Source organism: Desulfurivibrio alkaliphilus AHT 2 (assembly GCF_000092205.1).
Lineage (GTDB): Bacteria > Desulfobacterota > Desulfobulbia > Desulfobulbales > Desulfurivibrionaceae > Desulfurivibrio > Desulfurivibrio alkaliphilus.
In genome coordinates, this window is record NC_014216.1 from 1,524,389 (window position 1) to 1,542,432 (window position 18,044).

Annotated in this window: 10 protein-coding genes and 3 tRNA genes; 6 read left to right on the forward strand and 7 right to left on the reverse strand. The window is 60.3% G+C overall.

Annotated elements, in window-relative coordinates:
* Positions 1 to 243: 243 nt before the first annotated feature.
* The 7 genes from DAAHT2_RS06650 to DAAHT2_RS06680 form a co-directional block, all read right to left on the reverse strand.
* Positions 244 to 320, reverse strand: a tRNA-Asp gene (locus tag DAAHT2_RS06650).
* A gap of 25 nt (positions 321 to 345) precedes the next feature.
* A tRNA-Val gene (locus DAAHT2_RS06655) sits at positions 346 to 421 on the reverse strand.
* Positions 422 to 509: 88 nt separating this feature from the next.
* Positions 510 to 2,939 (reverse strand): endopeptidase La, encoded by a 2,430-nt coding sequence (lon, locus tag DAAHT2_RS06660; protein WP_013163524.1) that lies wholly within the window; start codon positions 2,937 to 2,939, stop codon positions 510 to 512.
* Positions 2,940 to 2,942: 3 nt separating this feature from the next.
* Positions 2,943 to 4,202, reverse strand: coding sequence for an ATP-dependent Clp protease ATP-binding subunit ClpX (clpX, locus tag DAAHT2_RS06665; protein ID WP_013163525.1), 1,260 nt, complete (start codon positions 4,200 to 4,202; stop codon positions 2,943 to 2,945).
* Positions 4,203 to 4,204: 2 nt separating this feature from the next.
* Positions 4,205 to 4,807 (reverse strand): ATP-dependent Clp endopeptidase proteolytic subunit ClpP, encoded by a 603-nt coding sequence (gene clpP / locus DAAHT2_RS06670; RefSeq protein ID WP_013163526.1) that lies wholly within the window; start codon positions 4,805 to 4,807, stop codon positions 4,205 to 4,207.
* Positions 4,807 to 6,147 (reverse strand): trigger factor, encoded by a 1,341-nt coding sequence (tig, locus tag DAAHT2_RS06675; protein ID WP_013163527.1) that lies wholly within the window; start codon positions 6,145 to 6,147, stop codon positions 4,807 to 4,809. Before tig ends, clpP begins: the two co-directional genes overlap by 1 nt.
* 67 nt (positions 6,148 to 6,214) lie before the next feature.
* A tRNA-Leu gene (locus tag DAAHT2_RS06680) sits at positions 6,215 to 6,297 on the reverse strand.
* 334 nt (positions 6,298 to 6,631) lie between these two features.
* On the opposite strand from DAAHT2_RS06680, the gene DAAHT2_RS06685 reads away from it, so the two are divergent.
* From DAAHT2_RS06685 to mfd, 6 genes are all read left to right on the forward strand, one after another.
* Positions 6,632 to 7,714, forward strand: a complete 1,083-nt coding sequence (locus tag DAAHT2_RS06685; RefSeq protein WP_013163528.1) for a uroporphyrinogen decarboxylase/cobalamine-independent methonine synthase family protein — start codon at positions 6,632 to 6,634, stop codon at positions 7,712 to 7,714.
* A 43-nt stretch (positions 7,715 to 7,757) separates the two neighbouring features.
* Complete coding sequence (lysS, locus tag DAAHT2_RS06690; protein ID WP_013163529.1) at positions 7,758 to 9,236, forward strand: lysine--tRNA ligase; 1,479 nt, start codon at positions 7,758 to 7,760, stop codon at positions 9,234 to 9,236.
* A 147-nt stretch (positions 9,237 to 9,383) separates the two neighbouring features.
* Positions 9,384 to 10,613, forward strand: a complete 1,230-nt coding sequence (locus DAAHT2_RS06695; protein WP_013163530.1) for a lipoprotein-releasing ABC transporter permease subunit — start codon at positions 9,384 to 9,386, stop codon at positions 10,611 to 10,613.
* 176 nt (positions 10,614 to 10,789) lie between these two features.
* The gene (locus DAAHT2_RS06700; RefSeq protein ID WP_013163531.1) at positions 10,790 to 11,515 is read left to right on the forward strand and encodes an ABC transporter ATP-binding protein; all 726 of its coding nucleotides are present in this window, start codon (positions 10,790 to 10,792) and stop codon (positions 11,513 to 11,515) included.
* A gap of 235 nt (positions 11,516 to 11,750) precedes the next feature.
* Positions 11,751 to 14,429, forward strand: a complete 2,679-nt coding sequence (gene bamA, locus DAAHT2_RS06705) for an outer membrane protein assembly factor BamA (protein WP_157861431.1) — start codon at positions 11,751 to 11,753, stop codon at positions 14,427 to 14,429.
* Positions 14,430 to 14,435: 6 nt separating this feature from the next.
* Complete coding sequence (gene mfd / locus DAAHT2_RS06710; protein ID WP_013163533.1) at positions 14,436 to 17,975, forward strand: transcription-repair coupling factor; 3,540 nt, start codon at positions 14,436 to 14,438, stop codon at positions 17,973 to 17,975.
* Positions 17,976 to 18,044 lie beyond the last annotated feature (69 nt).

Consider the following 18,044-nt stretch of genomic DNA (forward strand, 5'->3'; position numbering starts at 1 on the left):
CGTGCCGGCCCAGCCCCCGAAAGACTTTTATGACCCAAGCGGGCGCCAGGCCGACAAAGATGCACAAACTAGCCGCCCCCAGCCGGGATTGTCAAGCAAATCCTCTGCCCGGGAGCGGTCAAAATCCTGCAAAGCTCCACCGTTTACCGCAGGCCATGACTCCGACGACGACCAGCCGAGCCCGGGACCGCAAAAACAAAGAGGGAAACCAGGCGCATACACCTGATTTCCCTCTGTTTTTTCTGGCGGGGTTGACGGGGCTCGAACCCGCGACCTCTGGCGTGACAGGCCAGCACTCTAACCAGCTGAGCTACAACCCCTGGAGATGGAACTGAAAAAAAGGGATGGTGGGCGAAACAGGGCTCGAACCTGTGACCCTCGGCTTGTAAGGCCGATGCTCTCCCAGCTGAGCTATTCGCCCATCCCGTTGAGGCCCCTTATTAACCACGGGGCCGAATTTTCGTCAAGCAAAAAAGCCCAACCCTTATAAATAAAAGAGCCCGCCTGGTTCAGCAGTGCGGCCGGGGATACTCCAGGGGTTCCAGGCCGGGTAACAGCTGGTGCTGATGATCGCCGCCGCCCTGTTCATCATCGTGGAACAGGGCCTCTCCTTCCGGCAGGGCCAGGGCCAGTTGCAACACCTCATCAACGCTGGCCACCGGCTCGATCCGCAGGCCTTTCAGTATTTTAGCGGGGATTTCAGCCAAATGGCGCTCGTTTTCCCGGGGAATCAACACCTGCCTGATATTACCCCGTTTGGCCGCCAGCAGTTTCTCCGCCAGCCCACCGATGGGCAACACCCGCCCGCGCAGGGTAATCTCGCCGGTCATGGCCACTTCCCGGCGCACCGGGATCTTGAGCAGGGCCGAGACCAGGGAGGTGGCCATGGTGATTCCCGCCGACGGGCCATCCTTGGGGATGGCCCCTTCCGGGACATGGACATGGATATCAAGTTTCTGGTAAAAGTCCGGCGCCAGATTAAGGCGCCGGGCCCGGGTGCGCACGTAGCTCAGGGCCGCCTGGGCCGACTCCTGCATAACATCACCCAGCTTGCCGGTGACCGTCAGTTTGCCCTTGCCGGGCATCAGGGCCGTTTCAATCTGCAGCAACTCGCCGCCCACCTCGGTCCAGGCCAGCCCGGTGGCCAGCCCCACCCGGTCTTCATCCTCGGCCAGACCGTAGCGGTACTTGGGTACGCCAAGGTAGCGGGCCACCGCCGCCGGGGTCAGGCGGTATTTCTTTCGCCCATCACGCTTCAGGCGATCCCGGGCCACCTTGCGGCAAATGGCGGCAATGGTACGGTCCAGATTGCGCACCCCGGCCTCCCGGGTATAGCGGCGAATGATTTCCCGCAGACCGGCCTCGGTGAAGATGATCTCGCCGCGGCTGAAGCCATTGGCCTCCAACTGCTTGGGCACCAGGAAGCCGCGGGCGATATTGACCTTGTCTTCCTCGGTGTAACCGTTGATCCGGATGATCTCCATCCGATCCTGGAGGGGGGCGGGAATGGCGGCCAGGTTATTGGCGGTGGTGATAAAAAAGACATCGGAAAGGTCATACTCCAGATCCAGGTAGTGATCACTGAAGCTGTGATTCTGCTCCGGATCAAGCACCTCCAGCAGGGCGGCAGCGGGGTCCCCCCGGAAATCCATGCTCATCTTGTCCACTTCATCCAGGCAGAGCACCGGATTGGCCACCTTGGCCTTCTGCATGGCCCGCAGGATCTTACCCGGCATGGCCCCGATGTAGGTGCGCCGATGCCCCCGGATTTCGGCCTCATCCCGAACGCCGCCCAACGAAAGACGCTGGAAACGGCGCTCCATGGAGCGGGCCACCGATTTACAGATGGAGGTCTTGCCCACCCCGGGGGGACCCACCAGGCAGAGGATCGGCCCTTTTAGTTTGTCTACCTGGCTCTTGACCGCCAGGTACTCCAGGATCCGCTCCTTGGGTTTGCTCAAGCCGTAATGGTCCTCTTCCAGCACCTTCTCGGCCAGTTCCAGATCAAACCGGCTGTCGCTTTTTTCCTGCCAGGGCAGAGCCAGGATGCACTCCACGTAGTTGCGCACCACCGTGGCCTCGGCGCTCATGGCCGGCATCATTTTCAGCTTTTTCAGCTCCTGCTCGGCCTTTTCCCGAGCGCTGTCGGGCATTTTCTTGGCTTTGAGCCGCGTTTCCAACTCAACCAGATCGGAGGCGGGGTCATCCTTGCCGCCCCCCATCTCTTTCTGGATCACCCGCATCTGCTCGGCCAGGTAATAATCCTTCTGGGTCTTGTCGAGTTTCTTCTTGACCCGGCCGCGGATGCTCTCTTCCAGTTTGGCCACCTGGATTTCCTGGTGCAGCAGATTCAGCACCAACTCAAAGCGCGGCGCCAGTTCCAGGGTGGCCAGCACCTGCTGTTTTTTATCGCTGTCCACCGGCAGGTGGACCACCAGGACATCCACATACCTGGCCGGCTCGCTGATCCGGCCCAAAGACTTAACCACCTCGGCGGGCAACTTCTTGTAATGCTTGATGTACTCCTGGAAGGCGGCGCGCAACTCGCGCATGTATGCGCTGACTTCCGCCGCTGAGGTTGCCGGGTCCGGCAGTTCCTCCACCGCCACCATGAACATCTCGGCATGGGGCAGGTGGCGGCTGATTCGCCCCCGGCGCTTGCCCTCCACCAAGGCCTTGATGGTACCATCGGGCAGGCGCAGCAACTGCATCACCGTGGCCACGGTGCCGATCTCGTGCACGCCGTCCGGGCCCGGCTCATCCTCGGAGGGATCTTTTTGCGCCGCCAAAAAAAGCTCGGAGCGCGAGGCCATGGCCTCTTCCAGGGCTTTAATGGAACGCTCCCGCCCCACTACCAGCGGGGCGACCATATAGGGGAAGAGGACAATGTCCCTGAGCGGCATCAGGGGGTATGTCTTATTACTGCCAAATTCATCCATGGCTCAGGCGCTTTTCTTTTCTTCGTTGTCGTACAGCACCACCGGGTAGTCATGGTTGGTGATAACTTGTTCGCTGATCACGCATTCCCGGACATTTTCCTGGGAAGGCAGGTCGTACATGATATCCAGCATGGCTGCTTCCATCACCGACCGCAACCCCCTGGCGCCGGCCTTGCGCTGAATGGCCTCGCGGGCAATGGCCGCCAGCGCCCCTTCGGTAAAACGCAGGCGAATGTCGTCAAAGGCAAAAAGCTTTTCATACTGGCGGGTCAGGGCGTTCTTGGGCTCCCGGAGGATCCTGATCAGATCCTCTTCCTCCAGCTCATCCATGGTGGCGGTAACCGGCAAGCGGCCCACCAGTTCCGGGATCAGGCCGTACCGCAGCAGATCTTCGGAGGCCACCTGGGCTAAAATCTCGCCGGTCTTCTTTTTGCTCTTGCCCACCACCTTGGCCCCAAAACCCAGGGACTTGCTGCCTGCCCGCTGACCAATCACCTGCTCCAGGCCGACAAAGGCCCCGCCGCAGATAAAGAGAATGTTTGAGGTGTCAAGCTTGATATACTCCTGCTGCGGGTGCTTGCGCCCGCCCTTGGGCGGGATGCTGGCCACGGTGCCCTCGATGATCTTGAGCAGGGCCTGCTGCACCCCTTCCCCGGAGACATCCCGGGTTAAGGAGGCACTGTCGGACTTGCGGGCGATCTTGTCGATCTCGTCGATATAAACGATACCCCGGCTGGCCCGCTCCACGTCATTATCGGCGGCCTGCAGCAGGCTGACCAGGATATTCTCTACATCCTCGCCGACATAACCCGCTTCGGTAAGGGTCGTGGCATCGGCGATGGCAAAAGGCACATTGAGGATGCGGGCCAGGGTCTGGGCCAGCAGAGTCTTGCCGCTGCCGGTGGGACCAATCAGCAGGATGTTGCTTTTTTGTAGCTCCACATCCTGGTAGTCTCCTTCCAGATCGCCCTCCACCCGCTTGTAATGGTTATGCACCGCCACCGCCAGGCTGCGCTTGGCCCGTTCCTGGCCGACCACATATTCGTCCAGCAGTTCCTTGATCTCGCTGGGCTTCAGCAGGGGAACCCCGCTGTCGGCGCTCTCATCCTGGCGCAACTCCTCATTGACGATCTCGTTGCAGAGATCGATGCATTCGTTGCAAATATAGACGGTGGGACCGGCGATCAGTTTCCGCACCTCGCTCTGGGGCTTGCCGCAGAACGAGCAGGAGATCTCGGTTTCATGGTCTTTTTTGCTGGCCATTGTCAGCTTTCCTCGCTGGTTTTGGTCCTTTCGTACAAGACCTTGTCGATGATACCGTAAGTCTTGGATTCTTCCGCGCTCATAAAATAATCGCGCTCGGTGTCTTTCTGAATTCTTTTAATACTCTGGCCGGTGTGGGAGGCCAGAATCCGGTTTAAGTCCTGCCGCATCCGCAGGATCTCTTTGGCATGGATATCGATATCCGACGCCTGCCCCTGATAGCCCCCCATGGGCTGGTGGATCAGGATCCGGGAGTTGGGCAGGGCATAGCGTTTACCTTCGGTGCCGGCGGCCAGCAGCACCGCCCCCATGCTGGCAGCCTGCCCCAGGCAGAGGGTGGCGACATCACATTTAATGTAGCGCATGGTGTCGTAAATGGCCAGGCCGGCGGTTACCACCCCGCCGGGGGAGTTAATGTAAAAGGTGATATCCTTGTCCGGGTCGTCGGCCTCCAGAAAAAGCATCTGGGCGATGATCACATTGGCCACGTCATCGTTGACCCCGGTGCCCAGGAAAATGATCCGCTCTTTCAACAGGCGGGAATAAATATCGTAAGAGCGCTCCCCCCTGGGGGTCTGCTCAATAACAAAAGGGATCAGGCTCATTACGCCTCCTTTTCGGGGTTGTCGGCGGTTTCCGGCGCAGCTTCGACCTGGTCGGCGGGTACCGTTTTGATCTTGGCCTCGGCCACCAAAAAGTCGAGAATCTTCTCGGTCAGCAGTTCGTGGATAAAGGGCATCAGTTCGTTGCGGCTGTGGAAGTATTTTTTCACCTCCTCCACCGGCATATTGTACTGATCGGCAATACGCTGGAAACCCTTACTGATATCCTCATCGGCCACCTTGATCTCTTCCACTTCGGCGATTTTTTTCAAAATAAAATCGCCCCGGACCCTTTTTTCGGCCCCTTCCCGGTATTTTTCAATCAGCGAATCGCGGTTGATCCCCGCCTCTTCCAGGCTCAATCCGCGATTCTGCAGATTGTTCTCCAGCTCTTTGATCATGGCGTCGACTTCATGAGCCACCAGCCGGGGCGGCACTTCAAAGTCGTGGTTATCCAGGATCGCCTTCATCACCCGGTCCACCAGATCGCCGCGCCCGGCGTTTTCCTTTTGCTGCCGGAGCTTTTCCCGGATCTGCCCGCGCAGGTCGTCCAGGGTGGCCAGATCGGCATCGATATCCTTGGCGAACTCATCGTCCAGTTCGGGCAACACCCGTTCCTTGACCTCTTTGACCTTGACCGCAAACTCAATACTTTTGCCGGCCAGCAGCATATTGGGGAAGTTGGCGGGAAAATCCACCGTAAAGGTTGATTCCTCTCCGGCCTTGAGCCCCTTGAGGCTATCCTCAAACTCCGGCCCGATCTGCCCGCTGCCGACATCCACGGTAAAATCGCGGCCGCCGACGTGCTTCATCTCCTCGCCCTGGTCATAGGCGGTGAAATCGATAACCGCCAGGTCCCCGTCGGCAATCACCCGGTCCTCGACGGCCCGCAGCGGCGCCGACTCCCGGCGCAGCTTTTCCAGCTCGGCCGCTACCTCTTCGTCACCAACCTCAAGTTCGGGCTGCTCCACCTCCACCTTCTTGTACTCGCCCAAGGTGAAATCGGGGCGGACATCAATTTCGGCCTGATAGAAAAAGGTACCGTCGTCCTCGAAGCGATGCTCCCGCACTTCCGGGTGGACCACGGCATCCAGGCCGGCTTTTTCCAGAGCGTCGAAATAACTCTCCTGCACCAGGCGGTCGGCCACGTCGTATTCGACTTTGGGGCCATAATTTTTCTCCAGCACCTTGCGCGGCACCTTGCCCTTGCGAAAGCCTTTGAGGTTAACCTCGCCCTTGAGTTTTTCATAGGCGGCATTAAGTTCTCCAGCCACCATCTCCCGGGGCAGGGTAACATCAATTCTCCGGGTGAGCGAACTGACTTCTTCAACGCGAACCTGCATTTTGCCTTCCTTCAAAAATTTATGGTTAATAAGACTCAGTACACTGAAACCTTGATTCATCTTTCACTGGTGCGAGAGGGGGGAGTCGAACCCCCACGGTTGCCCGCTGGATCCTAAGTCCAGTGCGTCTACCAGTTCCGCCACCCTCGCTGCCTTAACGGTCCGTTTCTCAGCGGACCTATATACTTTATGCATGCCAACCATTTTTCGCCACCCCCCAGAGCCGAGGTTCCAGGGCAAGCAAAAACGGTAAGCAAAAAACCACATAAAGGTACTCAACTTTTAAGGTAGCGTCAAGGATGATGCCGGTTTGCAGCGGTGGCGCGCAAAAGGCGGCAGCAGAGGGCGGCAACAGCTTACACCTTTTGAATTCCATTGACTTTTCAGCGTAATATTGCTAGCTAACCAGCAATCAATAAACTCAGCTAAAGTACAAGACTTACGCTCAGCTCTTCACCAAAAACCACAGGCAAACGAATTTACCATGACCGACACACCCCAATTCAGACCCGCCGGCAGCGCCACCCTGATCGGCAGCCTGCCGCTGAAAGATTATGACCTGGCCCTGGACCTGATTCTCAGCCACACCCCGGAAATTCCGCTCTGGCCCCAGTTGCCGGGCAGCCCCATCGAAGGTATGCTCCAGCAGTTCACCGCAGGCTTCCCCGGTTTTTGTGAAGAGGACGGCCGCGCCTTTTTCCGCACCAGCGACCCGAATTTTGCCGACCAGCAGCTGGCCTTTTTTGAAGCATACCTGGCCGCCGCCGAAGATCCCAGTCGCCTGGAAAAATCCCTCTTTGCCAGCAGCGAAGAGCGGGCCCCCGGCCTTTACCGCTTCCACCGGCGCCTGCAGGAGCGCCCGCCGGCGGCACTGCGGGCGGTAAAAGGACAAATCACCGGACCGTTTACTTTGCTGACCGGGCTTAAAGACGAACAGCAGCGCGACGCCTGGTTCGACCCGACCATCAACGAGATCGTGGTTAAAGGCCTGGCCCTGCGGGCGGCCTGGCAGGTCCGCTTCCTGGCCGCCAGCCAAAAGCCGGTGCTGCTGTTCCTGGATGAACCAGCCTTGGCCGGACTGGGCTCCTCGGCCTACATCAGCGTTTCCCAGGAGGAGATCGGGCAGAGCCTGGACGAAGTGCTGACGGCGGTGAGAGAGGCCGGCGGACTGGCCGGGATCCATGTTTGTGCCAATACCGATTGGGATTTTCTCCTTACCCGCCAACTCGACGTGCTCAGCTTCGATGCCTACGGTTTTTTTGACCGACTGGCCGGCAGCAAAGAGACCCTTTATCGCTTTTTGCAAAGGGGGGGGATTCTGGCCTGGGGGCTGGTGCCCACCGGGGATCCCAAGGCGATTAACGAGGAAACCGCCGAAACCCTGGCCGAGCGCTGGGAACAACAGGCGGCACAAATTGTCAATGAAGACTGGGATCAGGCCAGTCTGCTGCAGCAGACCCTGATTACTCCCAGTTGCGGCACCGGCTCTTTAAGCCCCGATGAGGCCACCCGGGTCCTGGAATTGACCCGCGACCTTTCGGCCCTCCTGCGCCATCGCCATCTGTAAAATTTAAAAAAGATAAAAAACCTTTTGCAAGGATCCTTCACCCATGGATGAAAGCAATCAGATTATCGCCCAGCGCCGACAGAAAGCCGAAGAGTTGGCCGGCCTGGGCGTCAACCTTTACGCCAATGATTTCAAGCCCGGCCATCGCATTACCGATCTGCTACCGGCCGGAAACGACCCCGAAGCACCGCTGGCCGCCGGCACCATGGCGGTGGCCGGCCGGGTCATGGCCCTGCGCAAATTCGGCAAGGCCGCCTTTTTACATATCCAAGATGAAAGCGGCCGAATCCAGATTCACATCAAACGCGACGAGGTGGGCGACGAACCCTTTGCCGTCTTCAAAAAAATCGATATCGGCGATATCGTCGCTTTTACCGGGCCGCTGTTTCGCACCAAGACCGGCGAGGTAACCATCCAGGCCCTGTCCCTGCGACTGTTGACCAAATCACTGCGGCCGCTGCCGGAAAAATTTCATGGTCTGACCGATATCGAAACCCGCTACCGCCAGCGCTACGTCGACCTTATGGTCAACCCCGAGGTCCGCGACACCTTTCGCAAGCGGGTGGAGATTATCCGCCTGATCAGGGACTTCCTGAGCAACCGGGGCTTTATGGAAGTTGAAACCCCGATGATGCAGGCCATTGCCGGAGGTGCCACGGCCAAGCCTTTCAAGACCCACCACAACGCCCTGGGGCTTGACCTGTATCTGCGCATCGCCCCGGAGCTTTATCTTAAGCGACTGCTGGTGGGCGGCCTGGAGCGGGTTTTTGAGATCAACCGCAACTTCAGGAACGAAGGACTCTCCACCCGCCACAACCCCGAGTTCACCATGCTGGAGTTTTACCAGGCCTATGCCACCTACGAAGAGCTGATGGAACTCACCGAGGAGATGATCTCCTGGGTGACCATGGAAGTCTGCGGCTCCATGCAGATCAGCTACCAGGGGCAAGCGGTGGATCTGGCCCCGCCCTGGCGCCGTTACACCATGGACGAAGCCCTGCAGCAGATTGGCGGCTTGAGCCCGGAACTACTAACCGATTTTACCGCCCTGAAAGCTTTGGCCCACCGCCACGGGATTGTCCTGCAACCCCAGGCCGGCATCGGCAAGGTCAAAACCGAGTTGTTTGAATGCCTGGTGGAAGAAAAACTCGTTGATCCCACCTTTATCACCGCCTACCCCACCGAGGTCTCCCCGCTGGCCCGTAAAAACGAGGACGACCCGGAGATTACCGACCGCTTTGAGCTGTTCATCACCGGCCGGGAGGTGGCCAACGCCTTTAGTGAGCTCAACGACCCCGACGACCAGCGCCGGCGACTGATCAAGCAGATCGAGGAACGGGGCGAAGACGAAGAGATTTTTCCGGTGCTGGACGAGGATTACCTGCGGGCCCTGGAGTACGGCATGCCGCCGGCCGCCGGCGAAGGGATCGGCATCGATCGACTGACCATGTTGCTCACCGACTCGCCATCGATCCGCGATGTCATTTTATTCCCCCACCTGCGCCCGGAAAAGCAATCGTAACCCCGTAATCGTTCAGCAGCACCGCAGATTCGGGCGATCAGCCAGGCTTGAGTACCGGTGTACGCGGCGCCTGGCTGCTTGCCCGAATCTGCGGCACTGCTGAACGATTACCAACCATCATCCGCTTAAGGAAATCGTAACCCGCCAATGAATTTTGCATGGTTTATCAGCCGGCGTTATCTCCAGGCCAAACGCCGGAAAGGTTTTATTTCCCTGATCTCGCTGATCTCGGTGGCCGGCGTGATGGTGGGTGTGGCGGCCCTGATTGTGGTGCTGGCGGTGATGACCGGCTTCACCGCCGAGTTTCGCGACAAAATCCTGGGCATCAACTCCCATATCATCGTCCAGCAACCCGGCTATGAAATCGACAACTACCACGAGCCGGCCCGACGGATTGCCGCCATTCCCGGCGTGGCCGGAGTCACCCCCTACATCTACGGGCAGGCCATGATTACCGGCGGCGTGGGCGGCACCGGCGCCATTGTCCGGGGGATCGACCCGGAAACGGTCAACCGAGTGCTGCAGCTGGAGGATTACCTGGAGGCCGGAGAGCTGGCCGGCCTGGCTGCCCCCGCCAACCGGCGGGCGGCACCGGGGGTGATCTTGGGCAAGGATCTGGCCAGAAACCTCGGGGTCGGGCTTGATGACCGGGTAAAGCTGATCTCCGCCGCCGGTCCCCTGACCCCCATGGGGGTGATACCCCAGATTACCACCTTCCGGGTGGCCGGGCTGTTTGCCTCGGGCATGTACGAGTACGACTCCTCCCTGGCCTACCTCAGCCTGGACACGGCCCGGGAGTTCATGGATCTCGGTGACCGGGTGCACGGCCTGGAGGTCCGGGTGGACGACATCAACCGGGCCGATCGGATTGCCCGGGCGATCAACGATGAACTGGGGCCAAGCTACCACGCCCGCGACTGGATGAACATGAACCGGCAGATCTTCTCCGCCCTGGCCCTGGAAAAAGCGGCCCTGTCGGTGATCATGACCCTGGTGGTGATGGTGGCGGCCTTTAATATCGTCAGCACCCTGATCATGGTGGTCATGGAAAAGACCCGGGATATCGCCATCCTCAAGGCCATGGGGGCCACCGACCGCAGTATCATGCGCATCTTCATGTACGAAGGCCTGGTAATCGGCACGGTGGGCACCGGCCTGGGAGTGACGGTGGGGCTGGGACTGTGCGAAATCCTCAGCCGTTACCGCTTCATCGACCTGCCCGACGTTTACCCCATTTCCACCCTGCCGGTGCAGGTGCTGCCCCAGGATGTGATCCTGATCTCGCTGGCGGCCGTGCTGATTACCTTTCTGGCCACCATCTACCCCTCCTGGCGGGCGGCCAAGGTCGACCCCGCGGTGGCCCTGCGTTACGAATAAGGTAATCGTCCAGCAGCACCGCATCTTCGGGCGATCAGCCAGGCTTACGTACAGGGGTACGCTGCGCCTGGCTGCAAGACCAAACCTGCGGCACTGCTGAACGATTACCCCGTGGAACCTTTGATCATTATTAAGTTGGCAATTTTTGCCATGAACTTTTTGGATAGAACCGGAATATGACCGATAAAGCTGTACCACTGGTTGAACTTCGCAAGGTCGGCAAGAGTTTTCCCGACCCCAAGCCGCTGACCATTTTGCAGGGGGTTGATTTGACCATCGGGGCCGGCGAGACCATGGCCGTGGTGGGCAGCTCCGGCAGCGGCAAGACCACCCTGCTCCACCTGCTGGGCGCTTTAGACCGACCTTCAAGCGGCCAGGTACTTTACCAGGGCGAAGATCTGTTCAGCCGACCGGCCGACCGGCTGGCCCACTTCCGCAACCGGCAAATCGGTTTTGTCTTTCAGTTTCATCATCTGCTGCCGGAATTTTCCGCCCGGGAAAATATCATGCTGCCGGGGTTCATCGCCGGCGAACAACCACGGGCGGTGGAGCGGCGCGCCGCCGAGCTGCTGGAGCAGATCGGCCTTACCGCGCGGGCGGAGCACCGGGTTGGTGAGCTTTCCGGCGGCGAACAGCAGCGGGTGGCCATCGCCCGCGCCCTGATCATGGAGCCCAAGCTGCTGCTGGCCGACGAACCCACCGGCAACCTGGATCCGCAAACCGGGGAGGCGATTTTCGAGTTGCTCTGCCGGCTCAACCGTTCCCTGGGGCTAGCCATGGTCATGGTTACTCACAACTACCAGTTGGCCGCCAGGCTGAATCGGGTGCTGCGTTTGGAAGACGGCGCCCTCCGGGAAATCGACCCCGAGCAGCTGGCCCAACTGGCCAGTATTGCCCCTTGACACCGATGCCAAGGCCTGCTAATCAACGCTGATTTTATGCGCCGCTCCGCAGGCTGATTCTTTGCCAACCGCAACTTCCCAGGTGCCCATGAAACCACAACCCGTATTCGGGAAATTATACCAGCCGCACAGCAAACCTTGCCGGCCAGTTGCCCAAAGTCCTGTTGTAACTGACGGTTACGTCAACCTGTTACTCCCGGCTTTGACCAACTTTGCCAAAGGGCTGCGGCTTTTAATGCTGGCCCTGCTTTGCTGCCTCATCTCTCCGGCGCTGGCCACGGCCGACCAGGCTTCGCCCAGTACGGCCTTTTTGCCCTTCCAGAGTTTAGGCACAGCTGTCCCCGCCGAGCTGCAGCAACAGGCCGCTCAGGTACTGGCCGAATTGGGCCCGGAGCAGGGCTTTCTGCTGCTTGGGCGGGATGAATTGCCACCGGAACTGAGAGATCCCGACCCCTGGCCGCCAACGGTTGAAGATCTGCAGGCCCTGGCCCTGCCGCCCGAGGTGCGCTACCTGGTAGCCGGCAGCTTGACCGCCTTCGGGCGGTTGATCAGCATCGATGCCCAGGTGTTCGACCTCAGCGGCCGCCAGGAACCCCGCCATTTCACCGGCCCGGCCGGTGAGCGGAAGCAATTGCGCGCCTCACTGGCCGAGTTGGGGACCAGGATCATGGCCTTCACCGAACCGGCTGCGAGAATCAGCGCCATTCACATCGAGGGCAACCGCAATACCGGCTCCGGGGCGATTCTGCGCCGGGTTTCCAGCCAGGCCGGCGGGCGGCTTGACCCGGAACGGTTGCGGGACGACCTGCGCGCCATCTTCGCCATGGGCTTTTTTGACGATGTCCGCATTGTCGCCGAAGAGACCCCGGCGGGAACCCGGGTTACCTTTGTGGTGCAGGAAAAACCGGTCATTAACCAGGTGGTTTTCAGCGGCAACGACCGGATCAGAGATCGCCAAATCCGCGAAAACATTACCGTGGTGCCCAACACCATCGTCAATACCGCCCTGGTCCAGGAGGCGGCGGAGAGCATCCGCCAGTTGTACAAGGAAAAAGGGTATCACAACGCCCAGGTCGACACCGAGATCGACGAGGCGGAAGAGAACCGGGTCGACGTCCGGTTTGTTATCGAAGAAGGTGAACGGGCCTTTATCCGCCGAATCAACTTCACCGGCAATGAAAGTTTTCGCCCGCGCCCCTTGCGCAAGGTCATGGGCACCAAAAGACGGGGCATGTTCTCCTGGCTGACCGGCTCCGGCCGCCTGCAGCCGGATATGCTGGAGCAGGACCGGGCCAGAATCGCCGCTTTTTATCATAATCAGGGCTTTATCGATGCCCGGGTGGGAGAGCCCGAAGTGGAGCAGGTCGGCAAGCGTTTTATAGTCAACTTCCATATCGAAGAGGGTGAGCGCTACCGGGTGGGCGAGGTCTCGCTGACCGGGGAGTTTATCACCGAGGAAGAAGAGCTGCGGCAGTTACTGCGCCTGCCACGGCAGGAATATTTCAGCCGCGATGTTTTGCGGGCCGATCTCACCCGCTTAAGCGACCGCTACGCCGAAGAAGGCTACGCCTTTGCCGACGCCGAACCCATCGTCAGCCGCGACGACGACAGGCTGCAGATGGATATCACCATCAATCTGCAAAAAAACACCCTGGTTTATATCAATCGGATTAATATCCGCGGCAACACCCGCACCCGGGACAACGTCATCCGCCGTGAGATGCAGGTGCGGGAAGGCGATATCATGGACACCGGGGCCATCCGCCGCAGCATGGAACGCCTGCAGCGGCTCGACTTCTTCGAAGAGGTCAACATTCAGCCCGAACCGGCGCTGATGCGTGACGACCTGATGGATATCGAGATCGAGGTCAAGGAAAAACCCACCGGCACCTTCAGCATCGGCGCCGGTTACAGCTCCATGGACCAGTTCATGTTCATGGGCCAGATCAGCCAGGAAAACTTCCGGGGCAAGGGCCAGCGCCTGGCCCTGCAGGCCGACATCAGCTCCAAGGCGACCCATTACAACCTCAGCTTCACCGACCCCCGGCTCTATGACAGCCGGCTGCTGTTCGGCATCGATCTGTACAACTGGCGCCGGGAATACATCGATTACACCAAGGAATCCACCGGCGGCGCGTTACGCTTCGGCTACCCGCTCTGGGAACACTGGCGCGCCTACTGGGGGTACGGCCAGGAGACCAATAAGCTTACCGACGTGCGGGATACCGCCTCGCGCTGGATTATCGATTCCATGGACTTGAAGCGCAACCGTTACGTGCGCCTGGGCTTAAACCGCGACACCCGCGACAACCGGCTGGACCCCACCCGGGGCTCTTTCCACGATATCGGCATGAAACACGCCGGCGGCTGGCTGGGCGGCGACACCGCCTTTACCCGCCTGGAGGCCTCCAGCACCAAATTCTTCCCCTGGGACGGCATCCCCCTGCTGCGGGAAAGCCGCAGTAAACGGCTCAACGACTCCACCTTCCGGCTCAAGGGGGCGGCCGGCTATATCCGGGAGAACAGGACCGACCGGCTGCCGATTTACGAGAAATTTTTTCTGGGCGGCCTGCGCACCATGCGCGGCTTTGAAACCGCCACCATCAGCCCCCGGGACCCCGATCCGGACAACGATGACCGCATCGGCGGCGAGATGATGTGGTACATGAACTCGGAATGGATTTTTCCCATTGTCCGGGATATCAACCTGAAAGGGCTGATTTTCTATGATGTCGGCAACGTCTACACCAAATACCAGGGCTGGGACATCAACGATCTCAAGTCCAGTGTCGGCTTCGGTTTCCGCTGGCTCTCACCCCTGGGACCGCTGCGCCTTGAGTGGGGCTACAACCTTGATCCCGAACCCGATGAACGCCGCACCGTCTGGGATTTCAGCATCGGCGGGGTCTTTTAGCACGGCATGAAGCAGCTTTACAACGCCCTTGAGCAGAGCCCGACCCCCATAGAGATTTACGGGCTGCGGGGAGGGGCGGCGGCCTGGCTGGCCGGGCGGATCAGTGAACTGAACCGCCCCCTGCTCTGCCTCTGCCCCGACGAAGAAGAGAGCCAACGCCTGGCCGGTGACCTGGAGCTGTTCAGCCACCGGCCGGTGATCCACTACCCCGATCTGGAAATCCCCCCTTACGCGCCCCTGCAACCGGACCCGGCAATCATTGCCGCCCGGCTGGCCGCCCTCTACCGGGTCTTAAGCGCCGAAGAACCCTTTATCCTGGTTGCTGCCGGCCCGGCCCTGTTGCACAAAACCATGCCGCCAGCCAGGCTGGGCAACCTGGCCGAGCTGCTGCTCGGTGGTGAAGAGACCGATTCCCGTCAACTGCAGGAACGCCTGGCCGGCGGCGGCTACGAGGCGGTGGCCCAGGTCAGGGAGGTCGGCGAATACAGCGTCCGGGGCGGCATCATCGACATCTTCCCACCGGGCCGGGACTTTCCTTTGCGGCTGGACTTTTTCGGCGACATGGTGGAGTCTCTCCGCTACTTCGACCCCTCCAGCCAGCGCTCACTGGGGCAGGTCGACGAGGCCATTTTGTTACCCGCCAGCGATATTCTTTATCCGGCGGCGGACTCACCGGGCCATCGCGCCCTGCTCCAGCGCTTCCGGCACTTGAGCGAGGAATATCAGTGGCACCGGGAAGAGAGCAAGCGCCTCACCGATTGCCTGCAAAGCAGGCGCCATTTTGCCGGCAGCAGCTTTTTCCTGCCACTGTTCCAACCCGAAGCCGTTTCCGTCTTAAGCTACCTGCCCGCCGGCACCATGGTACTGTGCCTGGACCACCCTCGTCTGCAACAGGGGCTGGAGTTGCAGGAAGCCAGGATCGAGGCCAACTATCAGGAGATGCAAGCCGCCGCCAAACCGGCCCTGCCACCGGCGGAACTCTTTGTCAACCGGGCGGAGATCCTTAAGCGGCTGGAGACCTTGCCCGGTGCCAGGCTTTATCCTTTGCCCCCGGCGGAAGCCGACCAGCAGCGCAGTTTCGCCGTCGGTACCGGCAACCACGTCCTGCTCAAGCAGGAACTGGACCTGCAGCGCCGCACCGAAGGGCTTTTAACTCCCCTGGTACGTCGGATCAAGCAGTGGCAGGAGCAGCAGGAAAGGGTCCGCCTGGCCTGCCGCTCGGAGCGCCACGCCCGACAAATGGCGCAAATGCTGGCCTCCCACGGCCTGGAATGCCGGGTCGTGCCGCCGCCGTGCCGGGAGTCGGCCACCGCCGACCCGAACCTGCTGCTGACCACCGCTCCGCTGAGCAGTGGTTTTGACCTGGCGGCGGAAAAACTCCACTGGCTGTCGGAAACCGAACTGTTCGGCGAGCAGCGACTGGCAAGCGGCCGCCGCCGGGAGCGAACCCCGGCCGTCAAGGCGGCGGATTTCGATGAACTCAATCCCGGGGAGCTGGTGGTCCACCGCCGGCACGGGATCGGCATCTACCAGGGTCTGAAGCCCATTGCCATCAACGGTATCACCAACGATTACCTGACCATCCGGTATCGCGGCGACGACAAGCTTTTCATCCCGGTGGACCAGATCAACAGCGTCGGCAAATACAAGGGTATTGCCGAGCAGCAGCCGACCCTGGACAAACTGGGGGACAAAACCTGGCTGGCCACCCGCAACCGGATCAAAAAGGCGGTCTGGCAGGTGGCCCAGGACTTGCTGAAACTTTACGCCAAACGCCAGTTGGCGCCAGGTACCAGTTTTTCCACCCCCGGCGAGCTCTACAGCGAACTGGAAGAGTCGTTTCCCTACGACGAAACCCCCGGCCAACTCAAGGCCATCGACGAGGTACTGGCCGATCTGCAGGCCGACAAACCCATGGACCGCCTGGTCTGCGGCGATGTCGGCTACGGCAAAACCGAAGTGGCGGTTCGGGCGGCCTTCAAGGTGGTGGAAGACGGCGGCCAGGTCGCCATCCTGGTGCCCACCACGGTGCTGGCCGAACAGCATGCCGCCACCTTCCGGGAACGGCTGACCGGTTTCCCCCTGCGGGTGGAAAGCCTAAATCGTTTCCGTACCCCGGCGGAACAGAAGAAAATCGTGGCCCAACTGGCCGCCGGCAACATCGACATCATTATCGGCACCCACCGGCTGCTCTCCGCCGACATCAAGTTCCGCAATCTGGGGCTGCTGATTATCGACGAAGAGCACCGCTTCGGGGTAAGCCACAAGGAAAAACTGAAAAAAATGCGCAGCGGGGTGGATGTGCTTACCCTTACCGCCACCCCCATCCCCCGCACCCTGCAACTTTCCCTGCTGGGGGTGCGTGACCTTTCGGTGATCAGTTCCCCCCCCAACCTGCGGCGCACGGTAAAGACCTTTGTCGCCCGCCACGACGACCTGGTGATCCGGGAGGCCATCCACCGGGAGATGGGGCGCGACGGCCAGGTTTTTATAGTTCACAACCGGGTGAGCAGCATCCACGAAGTGGCGGCCAAAGTACAGAAGCTGGTACCCGAGGCCCGGGTGGCGGTGGCCCACGGCCAGATGCCGGGCAAGCAACTGGAAGAGATCATGGTCCGCTTTGTCCGCCGCGAAATCAACGTCCTGGTCTGCACCACCATCATTGAGTCCGGGCTGGATATTCCCAGCGCCAACACCATCATCATCACCCGGGCCGATCGCCTGGGACTGGCGGAGATCTACCAGTTGCGGGGCCGGGTGGGGCGCAGCAGCCGGCAGGCCTACGCCTACCTGCTGGTGCCGGCCCTTGATGACCTGGCCGGCGAGGCCCGGCGGCGGCTGCAGGCCCTGATGGATTACAACGAGCTGGGCGGCGGCTTCAAACTGGCCTTGAGCGATCTGCAGATCCGGGGTGGGGGTAACATCCTGGGGGAATCCCAGAGCGGCAATATCGCTGCGGTGGGGTATGATCTCTACCTTGATTTGTTGCAAAAAACGGTGCTGGAGTTGAAGCAGAAGGCGGGTCGCAGCGCCGCCGGCGCCGAAGGCAGCGGTGAGGCTCTGAGCGAAGAGGAACTGGCCGCCGACGAGCTTGATCCGGAAATCAAGCTGCAGGTTCCGGCCCATCTGCCCGCCAACTATATCAGTGATGTCAACCAGCGCTACCTGGCCTACCGCAAGATTACCGCCGCCGGCAACGACGAGGCCCTGGTCGACCTAAAAGATGAGTTCACCGACCGTTTTGGCCCACTGCCCGCTGAAGCGGAAAATCTGTTCGACATTATCGCGCTCAAAAACCGGCTGGCCACCCTGGGGGTGAGCAAAATAGAACAGGGGCCGGCAGCCCTGGTCCTGAGTTTTGCCCCCACCACCCCGGTGCCGCCGGAAAGGATTCTGGAGTTGGTGAAACAGGGGCCCAAAGGCATGCGCTTCACCCCCCAGGGCCGCCTGGTCAGCCCGCTGCCGGCCAACCCCAGCACCGGCGTGCTCTTCAGTGAAATCAAAAAGTTGTTGCACACCCTCCGGGGGAATGATATTTCTCGTTAACAGTTCGTTTGACAACCGCTGAGCCACGGACGATTGGAATTTTTTCTAAAAATCAAGTATATTGCCACG